Origin of the sequence: Micromonospora sp. NPDC050276 (assembly GCF_044459545.1) — a bacterium.
GTDB lineage: Bacteria > Actinomycetota > Actinomycetes > Mycobacteriales > Micromonosporaceae > Micromonospora.
Genome location: NZ_JBITJA010000018.1, coordinates 1 through 20573, shown reverse-complemented (window position 1 = coordinate 20573; position 20573 = coordinate 1). Strand labels below are relative to the sequence as shown.

The following is a 20573-nucleotide window of genomic DNA, read 5'->3' as shown; positions in this document are numbered from 1 at the left end:
GGACTACTCCGTGCCGTCCGCCGGCAGACGCTCCGGCAGCCCAAGCCGCGGGAACTGGTCGTCGTGGAAGGTGATGATCTCGGTGATCGCGCCGCCGGTGATGCGCAGGACGTCGATCGTCAATGGCAGGTACGCGCCCTCCTGCTCGCGCCAGTGGTAGAACGCGACGGCGGGCTGCCGGTTCACCGAGGTGGGCACCGCGCGCAGGCCCGTCATGCCAGCGAACCCATCCTCGACCCAGCTGTTCACCACCGCGTCGCGGCCGACGCACAGGCCCGGCGTGGGCGGCATCGAGCAGCGGACGTCGTCCCGCAGCATGGCGGCGAGCACGTCGACGTCCGTGGCCACACTGGCGTCGGTGAAGCGACGCACCAGCTCGCGCGTCCCGGCGTCATCCTCGCCGCCGGTCCAGTCCTGCCGCTCGGCGGGCAGGTGCTCGCGCATGCCGGCACGGGCCCGCTGCAGCGCGCTGTTCACCGAGTTGACCGAGTCCCCGAGCAGCTCCGCGACGTCCTTGGCGGGCCAGCCGAGCACGTCGCGCAGGATCAGCACGGCCCGCGGGCGCGGCGCGAGGTGCTGAACCGCGACGAGGTACGCCAGCTCGATCGTCTCCCGCGCGACGGCGACGGTCTCCGGCTCGTCCGCGTCGCCTGCGGGCAGCTCCTCGAGCAGCCGGTCCGGGTAGGGCTGCAACCACAGCACCTCGCCGCCGGTCGCCGGCTCCGGGCGGCGCTTGGCGAGCAGGTCCAGGCAGGCATTGGTGGCGATCCGGTACAGCCAGGCCCGGAACGTCGACCGTCCCTCGAAGGTCTCCCGTCGCCGCCAGGCCCGCAGGAACGTCTCCTGTACGGCGTCCTCGGCGTCCTCGAACGACCCGAGCATCCGGTAGCAGTGCACGTGCAGCTCCCGCCGGTGCCGCTGCGCCAGCCCCGAGAACGCCGGCTCGTCCACCTCGCCCAGACCGCTCACGCCCAGCTCCTTCAGCCCCGTGTCCGCACTCATCACGTCATCCTTCCGCCGCATGGTGTCCCGTCGCAGATATGACGGGCGCGGGCGCGACAACTCATCACTGAGCTGACCGCGCCTGCATGTTGTCGCAGTTCATGGGCGAGTTGAACGATCGAGACCGCCGGCCGCGGCGTACGCGTCAGCGCACCACGCCGATCCCGGTGAAGGACCTGTCGTACTCGGTGAACGACTGGGTTGGTGTACGGGGCGTAGATCCAGGCCGGTTGGCGGCGATACCGCAGTTGTAATCTCCGTTCCGGTCATCGCGGTCCTCGATTCGCAGCGGGATACCCTGGCCTGCGGTGTCTCGAAGCGGTCGACCGGAGGAACCGATGCGGAGATGACGGCGGAGCGATCGACGCCGACGCAGGACGACGTGCTCGGCTACTTCGACACGCTGTCGAACTGGGGACGGTGGGGCGACGACGACCAGCTCGGGACCCTGAACCACATCACCGACGACGTTCGGCTGGCGGCGGCGCGGGCCGTGCGCCACGGCAGGAGCGTGTCCTGCGCGTGGGAGGTAGCCGTACCGGCAGACATGGAGCGGTCGACGACGACGTGCCCGTGCGCCGCCGACATGCCGGGTGCGGAGAACATGCCGGCGCACTTCCACGCCGACCGCCGCTGGGGCTTCTCGTCCGAGCGGATCAGCCTGACGTTCCACGGCAACACGCTCACCCACGTCGACTCGCCGTGCCACCTCTTCTGGGATGGCACGACGTACAACGGGCGGTCACACTCGTTGGTCGACGCCGCGACGGGATCGGCGTGGGCGGCCGTCACGGCGGCGGCGAACGGGATCATCACCCGTGGCGTTCTGCTGGACGTTGCGGCGGCCCGTGGGGTGCCGTGGTTGGAGCCGGGGCAGGGCGTGTTCCCCGACGATCTCGAGGAGGCGGAACGTCGCCAGGGTGTGCGGGTGCGCTCCGGCGATGCGGTACTCCTGCGCACCGGCTATGGCCGCTTCCGGCACGAGTCCGGCGCGACCAGTGGTTTCACGCAGGCCGGCTGGCACGCGTCCTGCCTGCCGTGGCTGCATGAACGCGGCGTCGCGCTGATCGGCGCTGACACCCCGCAGGACGTTCAGCCGTCGGGGTACGACGCCGTGTTGATGCCGGTCCACGCGGTGGGTCTCGTCGCGATGGGCCTGTGGCTGCTCGACAACTGCGACCTGGAGGCGTGCGCGACAACGGCCGCCGAACTCGGCCAGTGGGATTTCCAGCTCGCGGTCGCACCGGTCCGCTATGCCGGCACGTCCGGCAGCCCCGTCAACCCGATCGCCACATTCTGACCGAGGACTGTGCCCGCTGCCCTGGTAAGGCCGGGGTGGCACCGCCTACTGCGCGGTGCCGCCGCCCGATCGACCCGCACCGGCGGAGGGCCGGTGCGCGATGCGGGGAGCCCGTACGACGGAGGCACTACCGGCCCCTGGCCGGAAGTCCCGGGCGGCGGCGGCCACCATCTCGTCGGAGTCGCGGGTGAGCGCCTGCCGGATGTGCGGCGGAACGACCTCGGACGTCGCCATCGCCAGTCGGACCTGCACCGCGCGGTCGTCGGCCAGGCGGGCCAGATCCGCCTCACTCAACTCGACGGCACGCACCAGGGCGGCACGGACGTCGACCACCGGGTCCGTGGCGAGCGCGCTGCGCTGCTCGGCGGTGGTCCGCGGGTTTCGGGCCACCCCCTTGCGGACGCGTGCGGTGCGGTCGGCCAGGAGAGCGGTGATCACGTCGGGGTCGTGGGTGTGGGTGGCGAGCCGTTCCCGTACCTCGGGTGAGACGTCGTCGATCAGCCGGGCGGCCAGCTCCGGCTCCAGCTCCCGGCTCTCCGCGAGGAGGCCGCGAAGCTCCTTGTCCGACGTCTTCGACATGACCTGGCGGATCGACTCGTCACAGCCCGGGTTGCCGGCGACCGCCCAGCGAACCCACCGGTCGGCGTCCTTGACCAGGCGCAGAAGGTTGGCGATCGAGGTGGAGGGGTTCCTCGCGACGGCCTCCCGGACCTGACGATCATGGTCGCGGGTGAGCGGTCGCAGGGCCTGCGCGGGCGCGTCGGCCCGACCGGCGACCGCCTTGCGGACCGCGGCCGACGGATCGGACGCCAGGTCGATAAGGGTCATTTGTGGCGTGGTGGGGTCCTGGGCGAGGGCGAGCCGAGCGTCAGTGCTGCCACCGATCGGACGGTGGGCGGTGTTGCCGGACCCGCTGTGACGGTCGGCCTCGCCGACGTCCTGCTGTTTCCCCATGGCGCAATCATGTCACGCGCCCGATCTGGCGCTGGACCGCGAAGCCGCGGATCGGGTTTCGGTGCTGGCCCATCGCGCGAGCCACCACTCACCCTCGCCACGACGAAGCCGGCTGCGCCCGGCGCGGCGCGGCGACCCGATCTTCCCACGACGAGTCTGTCGAGGCTGATCAGGGCATTAGCCGGTGTGAAACAAGGATCGGAGGATGGGCGACCACTGACCTTCGACCTCCGAGCCGTATAAGCGACGTTTGGCTGCCACATGTGCATTAAGCGGCTTAAATGGATAGGCGCCTTGGTGATCCGCTTCGACAAACTCTCCGTGGACGGCGAAGCCGACGCTCACATCGCCATCGAAGGGCGCATGATGAATGGGTGACCGCCTCGTACGATGTCGTCATCGTTAGGTGAGGAGATGACCTTGGATTGGCCGCAGGTAGGAACCATTGCCGGAGCCATCGTGGTCGCCTGTGGCGGAGTCGCGAGTATAGTTCAGGTTTTGCGCTACATTGACGATAAACGCTCAAATCGGTCAGTCCCGAAAGATCAAGCTCAGCTGTTGACCGAGCCGGGTGACCGAGTGCCTAGTCCGAGTTCGTCACTAGCGGAAAATCTTCCGCCACGGCCGTTCTTTATTGGTCGCATCGACAAACAGGCTGAGCTGATGGCAGCATTGAGATCCACTTGTCCGTTGGTGGTGGTGGAGGGGCCGGCTGGCATCGGCAAAACGACTTTGGCGTTGCACGTGGCCCTTCGCTGCCTCGCTGAGGACGAGGCGGGTGCGACCACAAGCCAATCGCCGAACAGGGGCGCCTTCGAGGCGTATGTCTGGGCAACGGCGAAGGCCAGCGTTTTCACGCTCGACTCACTGCTGGATGTGATTTGCCACACCCTGGACTACCCCTATATCCAACAATTCGAATCCAACAAGAAGTACGACGAGGTCCTCAAACTCCTGCGCAGGGTCCGGGCCCTCATCGTCCTCGATAACTTCGAGACTGTGGATGACGAGCGGGTTGCCCGTTTCATCGAGGCGGTTCCGGACCGGAGCAAGGTTCTCGTGACGACGAGGAATCAGCGCGAATGGAACAAGCCGTACATCGCCGTTGGCCTCAGCAAGTTGGTGCGTGACGAAGGCACCACCCTGATCCATGACGAAGCTCGTCGGCTCGGAATCGCAGCGGTCTCCCAACTGGGTAATGACTCACTGTTCGCACTGTACGAGGCGACGGGCGGGTCGCCGCTGGCCATCAAGTGGGCGCTCGGGCAGATTAAGCAAGGCGGACAGACGTACGCCTCGGTGCTTGGTGCGTTGAAGAACGCGCAGGGTGACATCTTCGAGATCATGTTTGCCAGCTCGTGGAAGATTCTGGATGAGAATAGTCGACAGGTTCTTCTTGCTGTCCCGATATTCGCAGCGACGGTATCCCGCTTGGCGCTGGAAGCCACTGCCCGAGTGGGTGGGGCATTCGATGAGGCGCTCGGCAAGTTGATCCGACTCTGGCTCGTCGAGTCGAACGGCGGGTCCAGCTCGAGCGACCATCGCCTCAGCCTTCATCCGCTGACCTTCTCATTCGTCTCACGGGAGTCGTCCAGATTTCCTCAACTGGAGACCGAGATGCGCCTGAGGGCGGCCGACTACTACCTTCAATTCTGCAACGACCGCCGCTATTTCCAGCACGGCCCGCAAGGCTACGACGAGCTTGAAGGTGAAGTAGAAAATATCAGCAAGGTGATTGACTGGATCGACGCGAAATGGCGCGTCGACGATTCTTTCGCGATGAACTGCCGCCTGATCATCAATTTCAGTAACGCCATCAACGTCTTCTTCTGGAGTCGCGGATACTGGGCCGAGCGGGTCAACCTGTGCATGCGGGCGCTCGATGCAAGCGTGAAACTGGAGTCATGGGCGAGTGCGGGACGCCAGGCCTATTTCATCGGCATTGTCCGCTTCTGGCAGGGCGCCGTCGAGGAGTCTGAGCAATGGGCCAGCAGGAGCAAGGAGTACATGGCGCGCACAAACAAAGCCATCCACCTGGCTCTGACGGACCACCTGCTCGGCCTGATACGTATCCAGCAAGGCGACTACACGAGCGCGGCGGCGATTCTCGAGCAGGTGTTGAACACTGTGTCGAAGCCGGGCGTGGGCTCACCCGAGGAAATTCGCATCTTCGCAGACTGGAGATGTCCCGGGCCTGACGGGTACCAGGTCGGCATCGCCTCAATCGTCCAGGACCTGGGAATCAACGCGTACAAGAATGGCGAGTTCGTCACGGCTGTCAGTTGGCTGGACAAGTCCACCGCCCTCGCAGAGGGAATCGCCGACGTCGAGGGCCTCGCACGTTCGCTCAGCCATCGGGGCCATGCCCTGTTCGGCCTGGGGCGCATTGACGACGCCAGGGCCAACTACGAACGAGGTCTCGAACTGGCCACTCAGGTTCAGCGGAAAAGCACAATGGGCAGGTGCAACCAGGGGTTGGCCGACGTCGCCGCGCACGAGGGCCGAATGTCGGACGCTGGAAGACACGGCCGAGCAGCCCTCGACCTTTTCGAGCGGCTCGGCATGAGGCAGGAGATAGCGCACGTTCATGAACTACTCAGTGCAATCTGAGAGACGCTCTCGGGTCCAGCCTTACGCCGGTAACCGCGCCGCGAATGCAACTCAAGTACGTCGGGTTCAAGGCCGCACATTTGCCATGGCCAGATTCTGTTGACGCCGTTCGGCGTGAATGAGACACTGCGGTGACGTGCGTGCGACGCACCAGTTCGTTGGCCAGCGCCAGCTCGCTCACCAGATGGAAGTGCCGCGATGTCGCTCACCGCCAAGCCGGCTGCTCTCAGATGTCCGGGGGAGACTCTTCAGGTGGTCCCTGCTGTGCAGTCGAACAGCCCTGAGAGGGCAGCAATGTCGCGATCTTTTAACCTGGACGCCTTCGGGTTCTTCCTTTTTGATCTCGACGGCGTCGTTTATAGCGGAAACCAACTGGTGCCGGGCGCCGCTGACGTGCTCGACAAACTCGATCAACTTGGCAAGCGTTACCTTTTTATCACCAATCATACTAAGTATACGAAGCTCTCCCTCGCGGCGAAGCTCGGTGGGCTTGGCATCGACATTGCCGAAAATCTACTCCTTACCGCGAATGATGCGGTGATGGAATTCATCGCTGGTCGGCATGCACGACCCAGTGAAGTCAAGATCCACCTGATCGGTTCCGGCGGGATCGGCGAAGAATTGAGCCAGTATGGCTTCGAGCTGACGTCCGAGCGCCCGAACTATGTCGTGATCGGCTGGGACCCCGAAATCAGTTACGAGAAACTGTATCTGGCGGCCAGGAATGTCCGAGAAGGCGCAGTCTTCGTGGTGACCAGCCCGGATCGATATATCCCCTCTGAGCGAGGCTGGGAGCTCGGCTTCGGGGCGCTGGGAGCCAGCATCGCCTACGCCACCGGGCGGGACCCGATATACGTCGGCAAGCCCTATCCGTCCATGATCTCCGCAGCTCTCGCCCGTCTTGGCGCCCCTCCCGAACTGACCGTGATAGTCGGCGATACGCCCGAGACCGACATCAGGGCCGGGCACCTGTCGGGTCTCGGAGGATCCCTCCTCGTGCTCACGGGAAACGCACAACGCAGCGATCTTGCAACGCTGCCGGCTGACGCACAACCAACTCTGGTGCTCGACTCGATTCTGGACATCGGCAGGCTGCTGCCCTGACGCCCAAGCCTCGTGCCTTCCGGCGGGCCGAGCGCCCTACGGGTGGGGCGTCGCGAGAAGCATGGTAAAGAAGACATCGAACTCGATGTCCCCGTCGTCCAACTCCTTGAAGTTGCGGCTGGCCTTCACACTGGCCGGTGCCTTTTGGTGCAACAACCGACCCAACCGTATCGACCTCGGGTCGAGGCCCTGGTAGCCCAGCCAGTCGTGCAACTTGATGCGTACCGTTTCAGTGATTTCGACATCCGTCTGGAAGCCCCCCTTACGCAACACTTCCCGCAGGCCGGCTGCCGTCCAGCGGTGTTGTCGTACCGGTTGCGCGACCTGCATGACCGACTTCCACCAGGACGCATCATCGCCAGACAGTGGGGTCCCCTGGATGATCAAGACACCGCCATCCGCCCTGAGCACCCTCCGAAACTCCAGGATCGCGTCGACCGGGCGCTCGAGGTAGTGCATGACTTGTCGAGCGAGAACACAGTCGAAGGAATGGGAAAGCAGCGGCAGGGCGTGCGCATCCGCCTGAGCGTACGCGGATGTCCCCCGATCTGCTTGCTGCAGCATCCGCAGCGACAGGTCAACGCCCACGTAGCGCGCTCCTGGAAATCTGTCCAACAACGGCCGCCGCATCGTACCGATGCCCGCTCCCACATCAACAAACGATGGTGCGTCCCGTTGGATCGTCAGCAGGTCGATTATTCGACCGAGGCGTTTTTGGTGAGTCCAGGTAGATGTTTCCCCATATGTTTCCGCTCGGAGGTCGAAGTGCCGATGGATCTGCCCTGTTTGTCGTCGTTCTCTGATCGGGACCACTCCTCGAGTGTCGGCGGACCGGTCAGGCTCCGAGTAGGTATCGACCTGGCGTCACGTCGTTCTGTTGCCACCAGCGTACATTGACCTCCCTAGATTGTTCATTGTCAACTTTTCAAAGTCGGTGACCCGGTCGACAGAGATCTACTCGTCGCCCCATTCCCTGCAAGATTCGTAAATTGCACCCCGGCTACAAGCTTCTGCGCGCCCATGGCTGTTCTGGACACCACCGCACTTCGCCGTGGTGTCAGTGAGGGTGTTGCGCGGGTCAGCGCTGGGCGGGCAGGCGCAGGCCGGACATGCCGCCGTCCACCGGCAGCGACGACCCGGTCACCGACCCGGTCGCGGGTGACGCGAGGTAGACGACGGCGGCGGCCACCTCGTCGGCGGTCACCAGGCGGCCGGTCGGCTGCCGGGAGGCCAGCTGCCGCTTCTCCGCCGTGGGGTCGGCGGCACCGGCGAGCAGCCGGGCCACCCAGGGCGTGTCGACGGTGCCCGGGGCGACACAGTTGACCCGGACACCCTCGGTCACCAGGTCGGCGGCCATGGCGAGGGTGAGGGCGTGTACGGCACCCTTCGACGCCGAGTACAGGGCACGTCGGGGCAGGCCGACGGTCGCCGCGATCGAGGAGATGTTGACGATCGCCGCCGACGACGATCGCCGCAGGTACGGCAGGGCGACGGCGCTGGTTCGGGCCACGCCGGAGATGTTGACGTCGAGCACCCTGCTCCACTGCTCGTCGTCGTTCTCCTCCACCGTGCCGACGGCGGAGATGCCGGCGTTGTTCACCAGGATGTCGATGCCGCCGAACGCCTCGGCGACCGAGGCGACGGCAGCGCTGAGGGAGGATCGATCGGCCACGTCCGCCCGGACGCCGAGGACGCCGGGATCCTCGGGCAGGCCGGACAGGTCCAGATCCAGGACACCCACCCGGGCGCCGGCGGCGGTGAATGCCCGCACGCAGGCGTGCCCGATGCCCGACCCACCTCCGGTCACCACCGCCACCAGACCGTCACACCGCATGCTGCTCTCCCCTTCCGAGTAGCCCGCTGAGGTGACGCACCGCCGTCAGCGAGGCCGGGCGATCGTGATTGTCGAGGGAGGTGAGCACCGCCATCAGGCGTCCCGGAGGACGTTGCGTTGCCGGCCGAGGCCGTCGATCTCGACCTCCATCACGTCGCCGGCGACCAGGTAGGGGAATCGGCCGGAGAGCGCCACCCCCTGCGGGGTGCCGGTGTTGATGACGTCGCCCGGGTCCAGCACGGTGTACTGGGACAGGTGCCAGACCAGGTACGCCACGTCGAAGATCATGTCTTTGGTGCTGGAGTCCTGGCGGGGCTCGCCGTTGACCCAGGAGCGCAGCCGCAGCGCCTGCGGGTCGCCGACCTCGTCGGCGGTGACCAGCCACGGGCCGAGCGGTTGGAACGTCTCGCAGGACTTGCCCTTCGACCACTGGCCGCCGGAGACGGCGAGTTGGAAGTCCCGCTCGGAGACGTCGTTGGACAGCACGTACCCGGCGATGTGTTCGAGGGCGTCGGCCGGCGAGGCGAGGTAGCGGGCCTGCCGGCCGATCACCACCGCCAGCTCCACCTCCCAGTCGGTCTTCGTCGACCCGCGCGGGATCAGAACCTCGTCGTACGGGCCGACGACGGTGTTCGGCGCCTTGTAGAAGATGATCGGGTCGGTCGGTGGCGCGGCGCCCGACTCGGCGGCGTGCGCGGCGTAGTTCTGCCCCACGCAGAGCACCACCCCGGGCCGGGCGATCGGCGCGCCGATTCGTTGACCGGTGACGTCGATCTCGGGCAGGTCGGTGGCCTCGCGGACCCGCCGGACACCGTCGGCGGCGAGGAACTCGCCGTCGATGTCGGCGGTGAGCGACGACAGGTCGAGGTGTCGCCCGTCGACGTACAGCACGGGGCGTTCCCGCCCCACGGGCCCGACGCGCATGAATCTCACGAACCAACCTCCAGTGCATGGGTAGGAATTGCGGTGCAGCCGGACGGCTGCTCGCGTCGGCGGTGAGACGGTGGCGAACGAACCTATTTCCTATAGGATGCTGCCTCGCTAGTGTGTACTCGCTCACACCGGCACCGTCAAGGGGTTGCTGAGGAGACGAGATGGCCCAGCAGGAAGGTCGTGAGGGTCGACTCCGTCCCGCCCGTCGACTCACCCTCACCGAGGACGTCTACGAGTCGATAAAGACCCTGGTCATGGACCACATCCTTCCCCCCGGCGAGCGGGTCAACATCGACGCGCTCGCCCGGGAGCTGGACGTCTCCCCCACCCCCGTTCGCGAGGCCCTCGCCCGGTTGGAGGCCGACGGCCTGGTCCGCAAACGCCCGCTGTCCGGCTACACCACCACTCCGCTGCTGAGCCGTGCCGAGTTCGACGACCTGTTCGACGTCCGCCACCTGTTGGAGGGCGCCACCGCCGGCCGGGCCGCCACGCACGCGTCCGACGAAGCACGGCAGCGCATCAGCGCCGAGGCGGCGGCGAGCATCGACGTGGAGGCCGGCGACGGCTATCGCCGACACGCCGCCTTCACCGCGCTGGACGCGAGGTTCCACGACCTGATCGCCGAGGTGTCCGGCAGCCCACTGCTGCGGGACACCATCACCCGGCTGCACTCACACCTGCACCTGCACCGGCTCTACTTTCCGGTCGCCGGCGCCCCGGACACCAACACCGAGCACCAGCGCATCGCCGCCGCCATCGTCGCCGGCGACGCCGCGGCCGCCACCGAGGCGATGCGCGCCCACCTCAGCGCCGCCCGGGAGCGCCACCTGCCCGCCTTCGACCAGCTGCCCACCCCGGGAGTGCCGCGCGACCCGGCGTGACCCACCCCGACCCACCCGAGGAGCCGCCGTGCGGATCGCCCTCTTCATCACCTGCGTCAACGACCTCGCGTACCCGGCCACCGGGATCGCGGTCACCCGCATCCTGCGGCGACTCGGCCACACCGTCGACTTCCCCACCGACCAGACCTGCTGCGGGCAGATGCACGCCAACACGGGTTACCGGGCCGAGGCCCTTCCGATGGTGCGCAACTACGTCGATGTCTTCGACGGGTACGACGCCATCGTCGTGCCGTCCGGGTCGTGCACCGCGATGATCCGCGACCAGTACCCGCGCCTGCACCCACCCGCCACCTCGGTGGCCGCCCGCACGTACGAGCTGTCCGAGTTGCTCGTCGACGTTCTCGGGGTCACCGACGTCGGCGCCGAGTTCCGGGAGACGGTCACCTACCATCCCACCTGCCACGGCCTGCGGATGCTGCGCCTCGGTGACCGGCCGCTGACCCTGCTGCGCCAGGTACGCGGAATCAAGCTGGTCGAGCTGGGCGACGCCGAGGAGTGCTGTGGTTTCGGCGGCACGTTCGCCCTGAAGAACCCGGACGTCTCCACCGCGATGCTCACCGACAAGTGCACCCGGGTCCGCGACACCGGCGCGCGGGTGCTCGCCGCCGCCGACAACTCCTGCCTGGCGCACATCGGCGGCGGCCTCAACCGCCACCGATCGGGCGTACGGGCCGTGCACTACGCCGAGATTCTCGCCGGAGCCAACTCATGAGCCATCCCGTCACACCGGCCACCGGGGGCGGGCGGATCCGTACCCCGCTGCCCTTTCCCACCGCCGCCCGGCCGGCGGTCGCCGACCCCCAACTCCGGGCCAACCTGCACCGGGCCACCCGCACCATCCGGGCCAAGCGGGCCCGGGTCGTCGACGAGGTACCCGACTGGGAGGCGCTGCGCGACGCCGGCTCGGCGATCAAGGCGGACGTCCAACGGCGGTTGCCGGAGCTACTGGAGCAGTTCGAGGCGTCCGCCACCGCTGCCGGCGCCACCGTGCACTGGGCCCGCGACGCGGCCGAGGCGTGCCGGATCGTGGTCGCGCTGACCCGGGCCGCCGGGGCCGACGAGGTGGTGAAGGTCAAGTCCATGGCGACCCAGGAGATCGAGCTCAACGAGGCGCTGGAGGCCGCCGGGATCGCCGCGTACGAGACCGACCTCGCCGAGCTGATCGTGCAGCTGGGCGAGGACACCCCCTCGCACATCCTGGTGCCGGCGATCCACTACAACCGGGCGCAGATCCGCGAGATCTTCCAGCGCCGCATGGCCGACGCGCCGGCCGACCTGAGCGACGAACCGGCCGCGCTGGCCGAGGCGGCCCGCGCCCACCTGCGCCGACGTTTCCTCTCGGCCCGGGTCGCCGTCTCCGGCGCCAACTTCGCCATCGCCGACACCGGCACCCTCGTGGTGGTGGAGTCCGAGGGCAACGGCCGGATGTGCCTCACCCTCCCGGAGACGCTGATCAGCGTCGTCGGCGTGGAGAAGCTGCTGCCGACCTTCACCGACCTGGAGGTCTTCCTGCAACTGTTGCCGCGCTCCTCGACCGGCGAGCGGATGAACCCGTACACCTCGATGTGGACTGGTGTCACGCCCGGCGACGGCCCGCAGGACGTGCACGTCGTGCTCGTCGACAATGGCCGGTCCGCGGTGCTCGCCGACCCGGTCGGGCGGCCGGCGCTGTCCTGCATCCGCTGCTCCGCGTGCCTCAACGTCTGCCCGGTGTACGAGCGGGCCGGCGGGCACGCGTACGGCTCGGTGTACCCGGGGCCGATCGGCGCGATCCTGTCACCGCAGCTGACCGGGGTGGCCGACAACGCCTCGCTGCCGTACGCGTCGACCCTCTGCGGCGCCTGCTACGACGTGTGCCCCGTGAAGATCAATATTCCCGAGATCCTGGTCCACCTCCGTCAGCAGGCGCCGCATCCGCCGGCCGAACGGGCCACCATGCGCGTCCTGTCCTGGGTCATGCGCAGCCCCCGGCGCTGGGCCGCCGCCCTGCGCCTGGCCCGGACCGGCGCGGGGCCACTCGGCGCGTACCGTGAACGGCGCACCGGCGCTCGCACCCTGCGGCGACTGCCCTGGCCCGCCTCGGCGTGGACCCGGTCGCGGGACCTACCGCTGCCCGCGTCGCAGACCTTCCGGGAATGGTGGGGAAAGCAGTGACCGCACGAGGCGAGATCCTGGCGCGGCTCCGGACGGCCCTGGCCGACACCCCGCCGCCGGTGCAGGTGCCCCGCCGGTACCGCCGCAGCGACGACCGGGCCGACGTGATCGACACCCTCGTCGACCGTCTGGAGGACTACCGGGCGACCGTCCACCATGGCCTCCACGCCCTACAGCGGCTGCTCAGCGAGATCGACCGGCTGGCCGTTCCCACTGACGTTCCGGCCGACTGGCTGGCCGGCTACGCCGGGCAGTTGCACCGCGACGCGCCCCCGCTGTCACCGGCGGCGCTCGACGACCTGGACGCGGTCCTGACCGGCTGCGCCGTGGCGGTCGCCGACACCGGCACCATCATCCTCGACGCCGGCCCGACGCAGGGGCGGCGTGCGCTCACCCTGGTGCCCGACCGGCACATCTGCGTCGTCCGCACCGACCAGGTCGTCGGCCTACTGCCGCAGGCGCTGACCCGACTGGACCCGCGCGCGCCGCTGACCTGGATCTCCGGCCCGTCCGCGACCAGCGACATCGAGCTCAACCGGGTCGAGGGGGTGCACGGTCCGCGCCGGCTGGAGGTGGTCCTGGTCAGCTCAGGAGGCTGACGAGGACACCTGCTCGCCCGCTGCGGCCGGCTCCCGCAGCGGAATGCCGCGAACGTTGAGCAGCATGACGATGCCCACGCCGACCACCAGCGCGATGTCGGCGACGTTGCCGACGAAGAACCCGGCGTAGTCGATGAAGTCCACCACGTGCCCGCGAGCGAACCCCGGCTCGCGGAACAGGCGGTCCAGCAGGTGCGTCGTCGCGCCGCCGAGCACCAGCCCCAACGCCACCGCCCAGGCGCGCGACGTGACCCGTCGCGCCACGACCGTCACCGCGACCACGGCCGCCGCCGCGAACACCGCGAAGATCCAGGTGTACGCCGCGCCGATGGAGAAGGCCGCGCCCGGGTTGTAGACGAGGCGCAGTTGCAGCAGCTCGCCGAGGAGGGTGATGGTCTGCCCGTCGGACAGCGCGGACTCGGCCCAGTATTTGGTGAGCTGATCCGAGGCGAGCACCACGGCAGCGATCAACACGACGGCGCGGAACACCCGGGAACCCTAACCGGTCAGCGGTGACCGTCACCACCGTCGGTCGCGGTCAGGCCACGACCCGCCGTCGACGCCGTCGCCACCACACCAAAAGCGCCACGGCAGCGACCAGGAGTGCGCCGCCGCTGAGGACGACGACCGGGACCGGGGCGCCGCGGCCGGGCTCGGCAGCGCCGCCGGGCTCGGTGCTGCTCGCGGCCGGCGCGCCGGCCAGGGTCCAGTCGTGGGACTCCTCGTCCGAGCCGTACACCGCGTGTTGACCGCCGGGGCCGGTGGCCGTCGCGCGGTACGCGGGGTTGAGGTCGGTCAGCATCCGCACCGCGACGGTAACCGTGTCGACCGGCTCCGGACAGGTGTAGTCGAGGGTCACCCCGGCCCTCGCCAGGGCCTTCGACTCGGTGACCGCGCCGAGGCAGCTACGCGCGCCGTCGGCCACCGTGATCTGCCGGAGCAGGTACGCCGAGAACCTCTCGGACGACGCGATCAGCGCGGGATCCGTGCTGCGGTAGTCGACCGCACCGTCGAGCAGCACGCGGTCGGTCGGCAACAGGCCGAGCGAGACGCCCAGCAGCGTCAGATCGTCCGGGCCGCCGACGCGCCAGCGCACCCGTACCACCTCGGGCCGCTGTTCGTCGCGCGCGATCGACACGGTCTGCGGATCGCCGGACGGGTGCGCCACCGCCGGGGCCGGCAGGGCCGTGACGGACGCGGTGACGGCGAGCACCGCCAGCGGGAGGACAGTCACCGCGCTTCGTCGACGACGTCTGGGCAGGGGCACGAAGCGCTCCGGGATGGCGGCTGCGGGGGTCGTGCCCCACCGTGCCGAACGCACGGAAACGCGCAGCTCTGGATGGGTGTTCGGCACCAGACCGCGACGTGAACAGTTGTTGATCAACAGCATGACGCACAACCTTGGTAATTGCCAAAGAGTGGCAACTGTGGCACCGTGATGATCAACGGTTCCGGCGCTGCGCCCACCCGACCAACGATTCCTCCCCCACCACAGGAGCCCTCTGTGACCCGGATTCGTCCGACCTTCCGACGCCTCGTGGCGTCGACCGCGGCGGCAGGGACGCTCATCCTCGCCGGATGCTCGGCCCCGGCCACCCCCGACGCCTCGTCCGGCAGCATGACGCTGGTCGTGGCCACCTCCGACGAGCCGGACGCGTTGAACCCGGTGCTCAACTACGGCGTCGACGGCGCCTCCTTGATCTTCGACGGCCTGGTCAGCCGGGACGCCGACAACCGCCTCGTCCCGGGGCTGGCCATGGCGTTGCCGGAGCTGTCCGCCGACGGACGCACCGTGACCGCGAAGCTCCGCGACGGCGTGCGGTTCCACGACGGCACCGCGCTGACCGCCCAAGACGTCGTCTTCACGTACCAGGCCGTGCTGGATCCGAAGGTCGACTCGACGCTTCGCTCCGACCTGGACATGGTGGAGTCGGTGACCGCACCCGATGCGGCAACCGTCGTGTTCAGGCTGCGCTACCCGTACGCGCCGTTCCTTCAGCGGCTCACCCTCGGCATCGTGCCGTCGAAGCTGCTCAGCGGGCAGGACATCAACACCACCGGGTTCAACCGGAAGCCGGTCGGGACCGGGCCCTACCAGGTCGAGTCCTGGACGCCGGGTGACCGGCTGGTACTCACCGCGAACGAGCGCTACTTCGGTGGCCGGCCGAAGAGCAACCGGGTGGTGGTGGCGTTCGTCGCCGACGACAACGTCCGCGCCCAGCGAATGCGAGCCGGTGAGTTCGACGCCGCCGAGCTGCCGCCGAAGCTGGCCTCCGGGTTCGACTCCGATGCCGCGTACCGGGTGCAGCGGGTGCCGACCGCCGACTACCGGGGCGTGATGCTGCCGATGGGCAACCCGGTCCTCGCCGACCCGGCGGTCCGCCGGGCGCTCAACCTCGCCGTCGACCGGGCCGCGATGGTGTCCGGCATCCTCGGTGGCGCCGGCGAGCCGGCGTTCGGGCCGATCCCCCCGACCTCCGAGTTCGCCGACCCCTCCATCATCGGCAAGCCGACCGCCGACCCGACGGCGGCGAGTGCGCTGCTCGACGCGGCCGGCTGGACCCCCGGTCCGGGCGGGGTACGCATCAAGGACGGCCGACCGGCCCGGTTCACGCTGATGTACCCGGCGAGCGACACGCTGCGCAAAGACCTGGCGCTGGCAGTGACCGCCGACGCGAAGAAGATCGGCGTCGAGGTGACCCCGGCGGGGCTCACCTGGGACGCCATCGACCCGCGCATGAAGGCCGACGCCCTGCTGATGGGCTACGGCACGCCGTACGACCCGGACTTCGTCTCGTACAAGCTGTTCGGCTCCCGGTTCGCGGGGCAGGGCTACTTCAACCCCGGCTCGTACCGCTCCGAGGTGACGGACCGGGCCCTGCAGGATGGCCGCGACCAGATCGACCCGGACCTTCGCAAGGCCGCGTACGCGCGGTTCCAGAAGCAGTTGGCCGCCGACGTTCCGTGGCTCTTCCTCACCTACCTGCGGCACACCTACGTGCTGAGGTCCTCCGTCCAGGGCGTGGCCCCCCGGGTCGAGGCGCACGAGCACGGGGTGGCGAACAGCATCTGGTGGAACATCAACACCTGGACCCGCTCGTGACCCGCTCCGGTCGACTGGCCGGGGCCGGCGCGGTGATCCGGCGTCGGCTCCTGGTCGCCGTGCCGGTGCTCGCCGCGACCAGCATCGGGATGTTCGCCCTGGGCGCCGCGTCGCCGGTCGACCCCGCGAAGCAGTACGCGGGTGCGGCGGCCTTCACCGCCAGCGAGGAGAACCTGGCACAACTCCGCGCCAACTGGGGTCTCGACGACCCGCTGCCGGTGCAGTACCTGCGCTGGATCAGCAACCTGATCCAGGGCGACCTGGGCTGGTCGACCAGCCGCCACGAGCCGGTCGCCTCGGTGCTCGCCTCCCGGGCCGGCTGGACGTTGCTGCTGATCGGGGTGACCCTCGCCCTGGTCCTGGTCGCGAGCCTGCTGCTGGGCGCGCTGGCCGCGTACCGCCGGGGTGGGTTGTTCGACCGCGCGTTGCGGACGGGCGCCTATGCGGTCGAGTCGATGCCGGTCTTCTGGTTGGGCCTGGCCGCGATCGCCGTGTTCGCGCTGGCCCTGGGCTGGTTTCCGGCGGGCGGGCTCACCGACGTCACCGCGACCAGCACCTCCTGGGGCGACGTGGCGCACCACCTGATCCTGCCGGTCGGGGTGTTGGCCGTGTCCCAGGCACCGTGGTTCGTGCTGTTCGTCCGGGACGCGGTCGCGGAGAGCATGCGTGACGACCACGTGCTCGCGGCGCGAGCCCGCGGGTTGCCCGGTCGGACGGTGCTGTTCGGACACGCGCTGCGGACCGCGCTGCTGCCGTTCCTCACCCTGGTCGGCACCCATCTGCCCGAGCTGGTCGGCGGGGCGGTGCTGGTCGAGACGGTCTTCTCGCTGCCGGGCCTCGGCGCCGTCACGGTCGCCGCCGCGCTGGGCAGCGATTTCCCGCTGTTGGCGGCGATCACGCTGGTCACCACCGCGGTGGTGCTGGCCGCGAATCTCGTGACCGACCTCGCCTACGCCGCGGCCGATCCGAGGGTACGACTCGATGGCTGACCTCGCTGCCCGACCGCCGCTGCTCCGGGTGGCCCGGCTGCGGCTGCGGCCCGGCCAGACCGGTGTCGTCATCGCCGGTCTGGTCCTCGTCGTCGCCGTCGTCGGTTCGCTCCTGGCCCCGCTCGTCTGGCCGCTCGACCAGAGTGCGGTGGCCCTGGACCAGACCCGGTTGGCACCGTCCTGGAGCCACCTCGCCGGCACCGACGACCTGGGCCGCGACGTGGCACACCGCGCCGTCTACGGGCTGCGGGTCTCGCTGCTCGTCGGCGCGGTCGCCGCGCTCGTCGCCACCGTCCTCGGCGGCGTGGTCGGCGGGATCGCCGGCACGCTCGGCGGCCGGGTGGACCGGATCCTGATGCGGATCGTGGACACCATCGCCGCGATGCCGCACCTGCTGCTGGGCATCTTCATCGTCGCCATGCTGCGTCCCAGCCTCGGTGCCGTGATCGCCTCGGTCGGGCTCACCCACTGGCTCTCCACCGCCCGCATCGTCCGATCCGAGTTGCTCAGCCTGCGGACCCGACCGTTCATCGACGCCGCCATCAGTGGCGGAGCTGGCCGGCTCCGGGTCCTCACCCGGCACCTGCTGCCGCACGTCCTGCCCCGGCTAGCGCTGGCCACCACGCTGATGATCCCGCACGCGGTGTGGCACGAGACCGCCCTGTCCTTCCTCGGTCTCGGCCTACCGCCGCACCTCGCTTCGCTGGGCAACATGATCAACGATGGTCAGGGGTCGCTGCTGACCGGTGCCTGGTGGGCCAGCCTGGCACCGGGCGCGGTCATCGTCGTCGTCACCCTCGCCATCGCGGTCCTCGCCGCCCGCTGGCGGGACCGCCTCGATCCCCGGGTCCGAGCGGAGTTGCACCTGTGACCACCACCGAATCCGTTTCCGCCCCGGCGTCTCCCCGCGCCGCCGCGAACCAACCACTGCTCGCCGTGGACGGTCTCGGCGTCGAGTTCCGGCTCCGCGACACAACCGTGCGTGCCGTCACCGACCTCAGCCTCACCGTACGGGCTGGCGAACTGCTGGCCATCGTGGGCGAGTCCGGCTGCGGCAAGTCCGTCCTGGCCCACGCCCTGCTCGGCCTGCTGCCCGGCAACGCCACGACCACCGGCCACGCCAACCTGCACGAGCCGGGCAGCGAAGCGGTCGACCTGGTCACCTGCGGTCAGCGCCACCTGGCCCACAGGGTACGCGGGCGCCGGGTCGGGCTGGTCCCACAGAGTCCGGCCACCGCGCTGAACCCGGTGCGCACCGGCCGGCGACTGCTCGCCGAGACGCTGCGGGCGCACGGCCGCGACCGCGCGGACGCCGACGAACTCGCGGTCGATGTCGGGCTCGACCCGGCGGATCTGGACCGCTACCCGCACGAACTCTCCGGTGGCATGGCACAGCGGCTGGTCACCGCGCTCGCGCTGGCACCCGACCCGTCGCTGCTCATCGCCGACGAGCCCACCACCGGGCTGGACCGACCGCTGGTCGATCACACCCTCGACCTGCTGCGCCGCCGCTGCGACAGGGGCGCGGCCGTCATGCTCATCACGCATGACCTGGCCGCCGCACGCCGGGTCGCTGAGACCGTCGCGGTGATGTACGCCAGCCGCATAGTGGAACACCGCGACACCGACCAGCTCTTCACCGCGCCGACCCACCCGTACGCCTCGGCGCTGCTCGACGCCCTCCCGGACCGGGCCTTCCAGCCGGTGCCGGGCGACCCGCCGATGCTCACCGCGCTGCCCCCCGGCTGCGCGTTCGGCCCACGCTGCCCACGCCGCTCCGACACCTGCGCAAACCGACCACAGCCGACACCGGTCGCCGGTGGCGGCACGGTCGCCTGCCACCACCCGATCCTTACCGGAGCCACGACGTGACCAGCGCGCAGCATCTGCTCGCCGACGAGGTGACCGTCGGGTACGGCCGCCAAGCCGTCCTCGACGGCGTCACCCTGCGGATCGGCCGGGGAGAGACGGTCGGACTGCGCGGGCCGTCCGGCTGCGGCAAGTCGACCCTGGTTCGGGTCCTGGCCCTGCTGCACCGCCCCGATCGGGGTCGGGTCAGCATCGACGGCACCGCTGTCGACGCCGTCCGGTACGCCGCGCCGGTCGCCCTGCGGACCCGCGTCGCCGCCCTCTTCCAGAGCCCGCGTGCCGCCGCCGACCCCCGGCTGAGCCTCGCCGACCTGATCGCCGAACCGCTGCGCGCCAACCGGACGCCCGAGGCGACGGTCCGCGAGCGGGTGGCCGAACTGGCCGACCTCGTCGGCCTCACCACGGACCTGCGCAGCCGGCGTCCCCACGCGGTGTCCGACGGGCAACTGCAACGGGCCTGCCTCGCCCGGGCCCTGGCGCACCGCCCGGACTACCTGCTCTGCGACGAGGCCACCGCGATGCTCGACGCCTCCACCCAGGCGCACGTCGCCGGCGTGATCCGCGACTACCAGCGGACGCAACGCGCCGGTGTCCTGGTCGTCAGCCACGACCAGACTCTGCTGGAGCGGTGGAGCGACCGGACCGTCGACCTCGCCGGTGCGGCGAGGACCCGCGCCTGACCCCCGGTCGGGACCCTCGGCATCCGCTGGGTCCCACCAACGGTGGGACCCAGCGGACCGTCACGCGGGCGGTGACTGGGCGGTCTCGGCCAGAAGTAGGGACAGCTCCCGGACCAGATCGTCCATCGTCTGCCCGGTCTGCGCCTTGACCAGGCCGAGCGCGAGGTCGGCGACCAGAACACCCCACCCGGAGCCCTGCACACCCTTCGTCGCCGCCGACAACTGGCCGGCGAAGCCGTCGAAGACCGCCGCCAGGGCATCGACAACGTCCAGCGCTGGATCGAAAGCTCACGAGCAGCACTCAAGACAGCCAGCGCCCACCGCCTCGCCGACGCCGCCCTCAGCGGACAACCCTTCGCCTGGCTCATGTCCCACCAAGGAGTAAGCCGTCAGCGCTTGGCGTTCTATTAGCCAATTGCGGGGGCCTAGGCCGTGTTTCGTAGGACGTCGATGTTGGGGCGTGGCGGTGGTCGCTAATTGAAGAGGTCTCCGGTAGTTGGTTCAGCGACCAAGCTAGAACTTCACACCGGAGACCTCGTG

20 protein-coding genes and 1 pseudogene are annotated in these 20573 nt (G+C 69.2%); 13 read left to right on the top strand and 8 right to left on the bottom strand.

Translation table 11 applies throughout. The features are described from left to right. Positions 1-3: 3 nt before the first annotated feature. Positions 4-1002, bottom strand: coding sequence for an RNA polymerase subunit sigma-70 (locus ACIBF8_RS28365; protein WP_396786978.1), 999 nt, complete (start codon positions 1000-1002; stop codon positions 4-6). Between the two features lie 346 nt (positions 1003-1348). Between ACIBF8_RS28365 and ACIBF8_RS28360 the strand changes: the two genes are divergently transcribed. Next, positions 1349-2302, top strand: a complete 954-nt coding sequence (locus ACIBF8_RS28360; RefSeq protein WP_396786977.1) for a cyclase family protein — start codon at positions 1349-1351, stop codon at positions 2300-2302. Positions 2303-2347: 45 nt separating this feature from the next. Here ACIBF8_RS28360 and ACIBF8_RS28355 read toward each other — a convergent pair whose 3' ends face one another. Beyond that, complete coding sequence (locus ACIBF8_RS28355; protein ID WP_396786976.1) at positions 2348-3256, bottom strand: hypothetical protein; 909 nt, start codon at positions 3254-3256, stop codon at positions 2348-2350. A 663-nt stretch (positions 3257-3919) separates the two neighbouring features. Between ACIBF8_RS28355 and ACIBF8_RS28350 the strand changes: the two genes are divergently transcribed. Both ACIBF8_RS28350 and ACIBF8_RS28345 read left to right on the top strand, forming a co-directional pair. After that, the gene (locus ACIBF8_RS28350) at positions 3920-5866 is read left to right on the top strand and encodes a tetratricopeptide repeat protein (RefSeq protein ID WP_396786975.1); all 1947 of its coding nucleotides are present in this window, start codon (positions 3920-3922) and stop codon (positions 5864-5866) included. Between the two features lie 198 nt (positions 5867-6064). Next, on the top strand, positions 6065-6970 hold the full coding sequence (locus ACIBF8_RS28345) for an HAD-IIA family hydrolase (protein ID WP_396786974.1): 906 nt from the start codon (positions 6065-6067) through the stop codon (positions 6968-6970). 36 nt (positions 6971-7006) lie between these two features. Here the strand turns inward: ACIBF8_RS28345 and ACIBF8_RS28340 are convergent, their stop codons facing one another. From ACIBF8_RS28340 to ACIBF8_RS28330, 3 genes are all read right to left on the bottom strand, one after another. After that, positions 7007-7783 carry a class I SAM-dependent methyltransferase gene (locus ACIBF8_RS28340; RefSeq protein WP_396786973.1) on the bottom strand — a complete coding sequence of 259 codons (777 nt, stop codon included), beginning with the start codon at positions 7781-7783 and terminating at the stop codon, positions 7007-7009. Between the two features lie 265 nt (positions 7784-8048). Next, positions 8049-8804, bottom strand: a complete 756-nt coding sequence (locus tag ACIBF8_RS28335) for an SDR family NAD(P)-dependent oxidoreductase (protein ID WP_396786972.1) — start codon at positions 8802-8804, stop codon at positions 8049-8051. A 93-nt stretch (positions 8805-8897) separates the two neighbouring features. Then, positions 8898-9737 carry a fumarylacetoacetate hydrolase family protein gene (locus ACIBF8_RS28330; RefSeq protein ID WP_396786971.1) on the bottom strand — a complete coding sequence of 280 codons (840 nt, stop codon included), beginning with the start codon at positions 9735-9737 and terminating at the stop codon, positions 8898-8900. 161 nt (positions 9738-9898) lie between these two features. Between ACIBF8_RS28330 and ACIBF8_RS28325 the strand changes: the two genes are divergently transcribed. Genes ACIBF8_RS28325 through ACIBF8_RS28310 form a run of 4 tightly spaced genes read left to right on the top strand, consistent with a single transcriptional unit; the run spans position 9899 to position 13392 of the window. Further along, positions 9899-10618, top strand: a complete 720-nt coding sequence (locus tag ACIBF8_RS28325) for a GntR family transcriptional regulator (RefSeq protein WP_396786970.1) — start codon at positions 9899-9901, stop codon at positions 10616-10618. Between the two features lie 28 nt (positions 10619-10646). Then, positions 10647-11351 (top strand): (Fe-S)-binding protein, encoded by a 705-nt coding sequence (locus tag ACIBF8_RS28320; RefSeq protein WP_396786969.1) that lies wholly within the window; start codon positions 10647-10649, stop codon positions 11349-11351. Further along, a complete protein-coding gene (locus ACIBF8_RS28315) occupies positions 11348-12793 on the top strand; it encodes a LutB/LldF family L-lactate oxidation iron-sulfur protein (RefSeq protein WP_396786968.1) in 1446 nt (481 codons plus the stop codon). The genes ACIBF8_RS28320 and ACIBF8_RS28315 overlap by 4 nt, the downstream gene beginning before the upstream one ends. Continuing rightward, positions 12790-13392, top strand: a complete 603-nt coding sequence (locus ACIBF8_RS28310) for a lactate utilization protein C (protein WP_396786967.1) — start codon at positions 12790-12792, stop codon at positions 13390-13392. The genes ACIBF8_RS28315 and ACIBF8_RS28310 overlap by 4 nt, the downstream gene beginning before the upstream one ends. Here the strand turns inward: ACIBF8_RS28310 and ACIBF8_RS28305 are convergent. Next, entirely contained in the window at positions 13381-13881 is a 501-nt protein-coding gene (locus tag ACIBF8_RS28305; RefSeq protein ID WP_396786966.1) for a signal peptidase II, read from the bottom strand. The two genes, ACIBF8_RS28310 and ACIBF8_RS28305, sit on opposite strands and share 12 nt — an antisense overlap. A gap of 49 nt (positions 13882-13930) precedes the next feature. After that, a complete protein-coding gene (locus tag ACIBF8_RS28300; protein ID WP_396786965.1) occupies positions 13931-14626 on the bottom strand; it encodes a hypothetical protein in 696 nt (231 codons plus the stop codon). A gap of 270 nt (positions 14627-14896) precedes the next feature. Here ACIBF8_RS28300 and ACIBF8_RS28295 point away from each other — a divergent pair, with 270 nt between their 5' ends. The 5 genes from ACIBF8_RS28295 to ACIBF8_RS28275 are packed head-to-tail and all read left to right on the top strand — an operon-like array spanning position 14897 to position 20033. Further along, positions 14897-16495, top strand: a complete 1599-nt coding sequence (locus ACIBF8_RS28295) for an ABC transporter substrate-binding protein (protein WP_396786964.1) — start codon at positions 14897-14899, stop codon at positions 16493-16495. Then, a complete protein-coding gene (locus ACIBF8_RS28290; protein WP_396786963.1) occupies positions 16465-17484 on the top strand; it encodes an ABC transporter permease in 1020 nt (339 codons plus the stop codon). The genes ACIBF8_RS28295 and ACIBF8_RS28290 overlap by 31 nt, the downstream gene beginning before the upstream one ends. After that, complete coding sequence (locus ACIBF8_RS28285) at positions 17477-18355, top strand: ABC transporter permease (RefSeq protein ID WP_396786962.1); 879 nt, start codon at positions 17477-17479, stop codon at positions 18353-18355. The genes ACIBF8_RS28290 and ACIBF8_RS28285 overlap by 8 nt, the downstream gene beginning before the upstream one ends. Continuing rightward, positions 18352-19356, top strand: a complete 1005-nt coding sequence (locus ACIBF8_RS28280; RefSeq protein ID WP_396786961.1) for an ABC transporter ATP-binding protein — start codon at positions 18352-18354, stop codon at positions 19354-19356. Before ACIBF8_RS28285 ends, ACIBF8_RS28280 begins: the two co-directional genes overlap by 4 nt. Next, positions 19353-20033 carry an ABC transporter ATP-binding protein gene (locus ACIBF8_RS28275; protein ID WP_396786960.1) on the top strand — a complete coding sequence of 227 codons (681 nt, stop codon included), beginning with the start codon at positions 19353-19355 and terminating at the stop codon, positions 20031-20033. Before ACIBF8_RS28280 ends, ACIBF8_RS28275 begins: the two co-directional genes overlap by 4 nt. A 60-nt stretch (positions 20034-20093) precedes the next feature. Here ACIBF8_RS28275 and ACIBF8_RS28270 read toward each other — a convergent pair whose 3' ends face one another. After that, entirely contained in the window at positions 20094-20255 is a 162-nt protein-coding gene (locus tag ACIBF8_RS28270; RefSeq protein WP_396786959.1) for a hypothetical protein, read from the bottom strand. A gap of 9 nt (positions 20256-20264) precedes the next feature. On the opposite strand from ACIBF8_RS28270, the pseudogene ACIBF8_RS28265 reads away from it, so the two are divergent. Further along, positions 20265-20444: pseudogene (locus tag ACIBF8_RS28265) on the top strand (hypothetical protein); the annotation flags it as partial. Between the last annotated feature and the right edge of the window lie 129 nt (positions 20445-20573).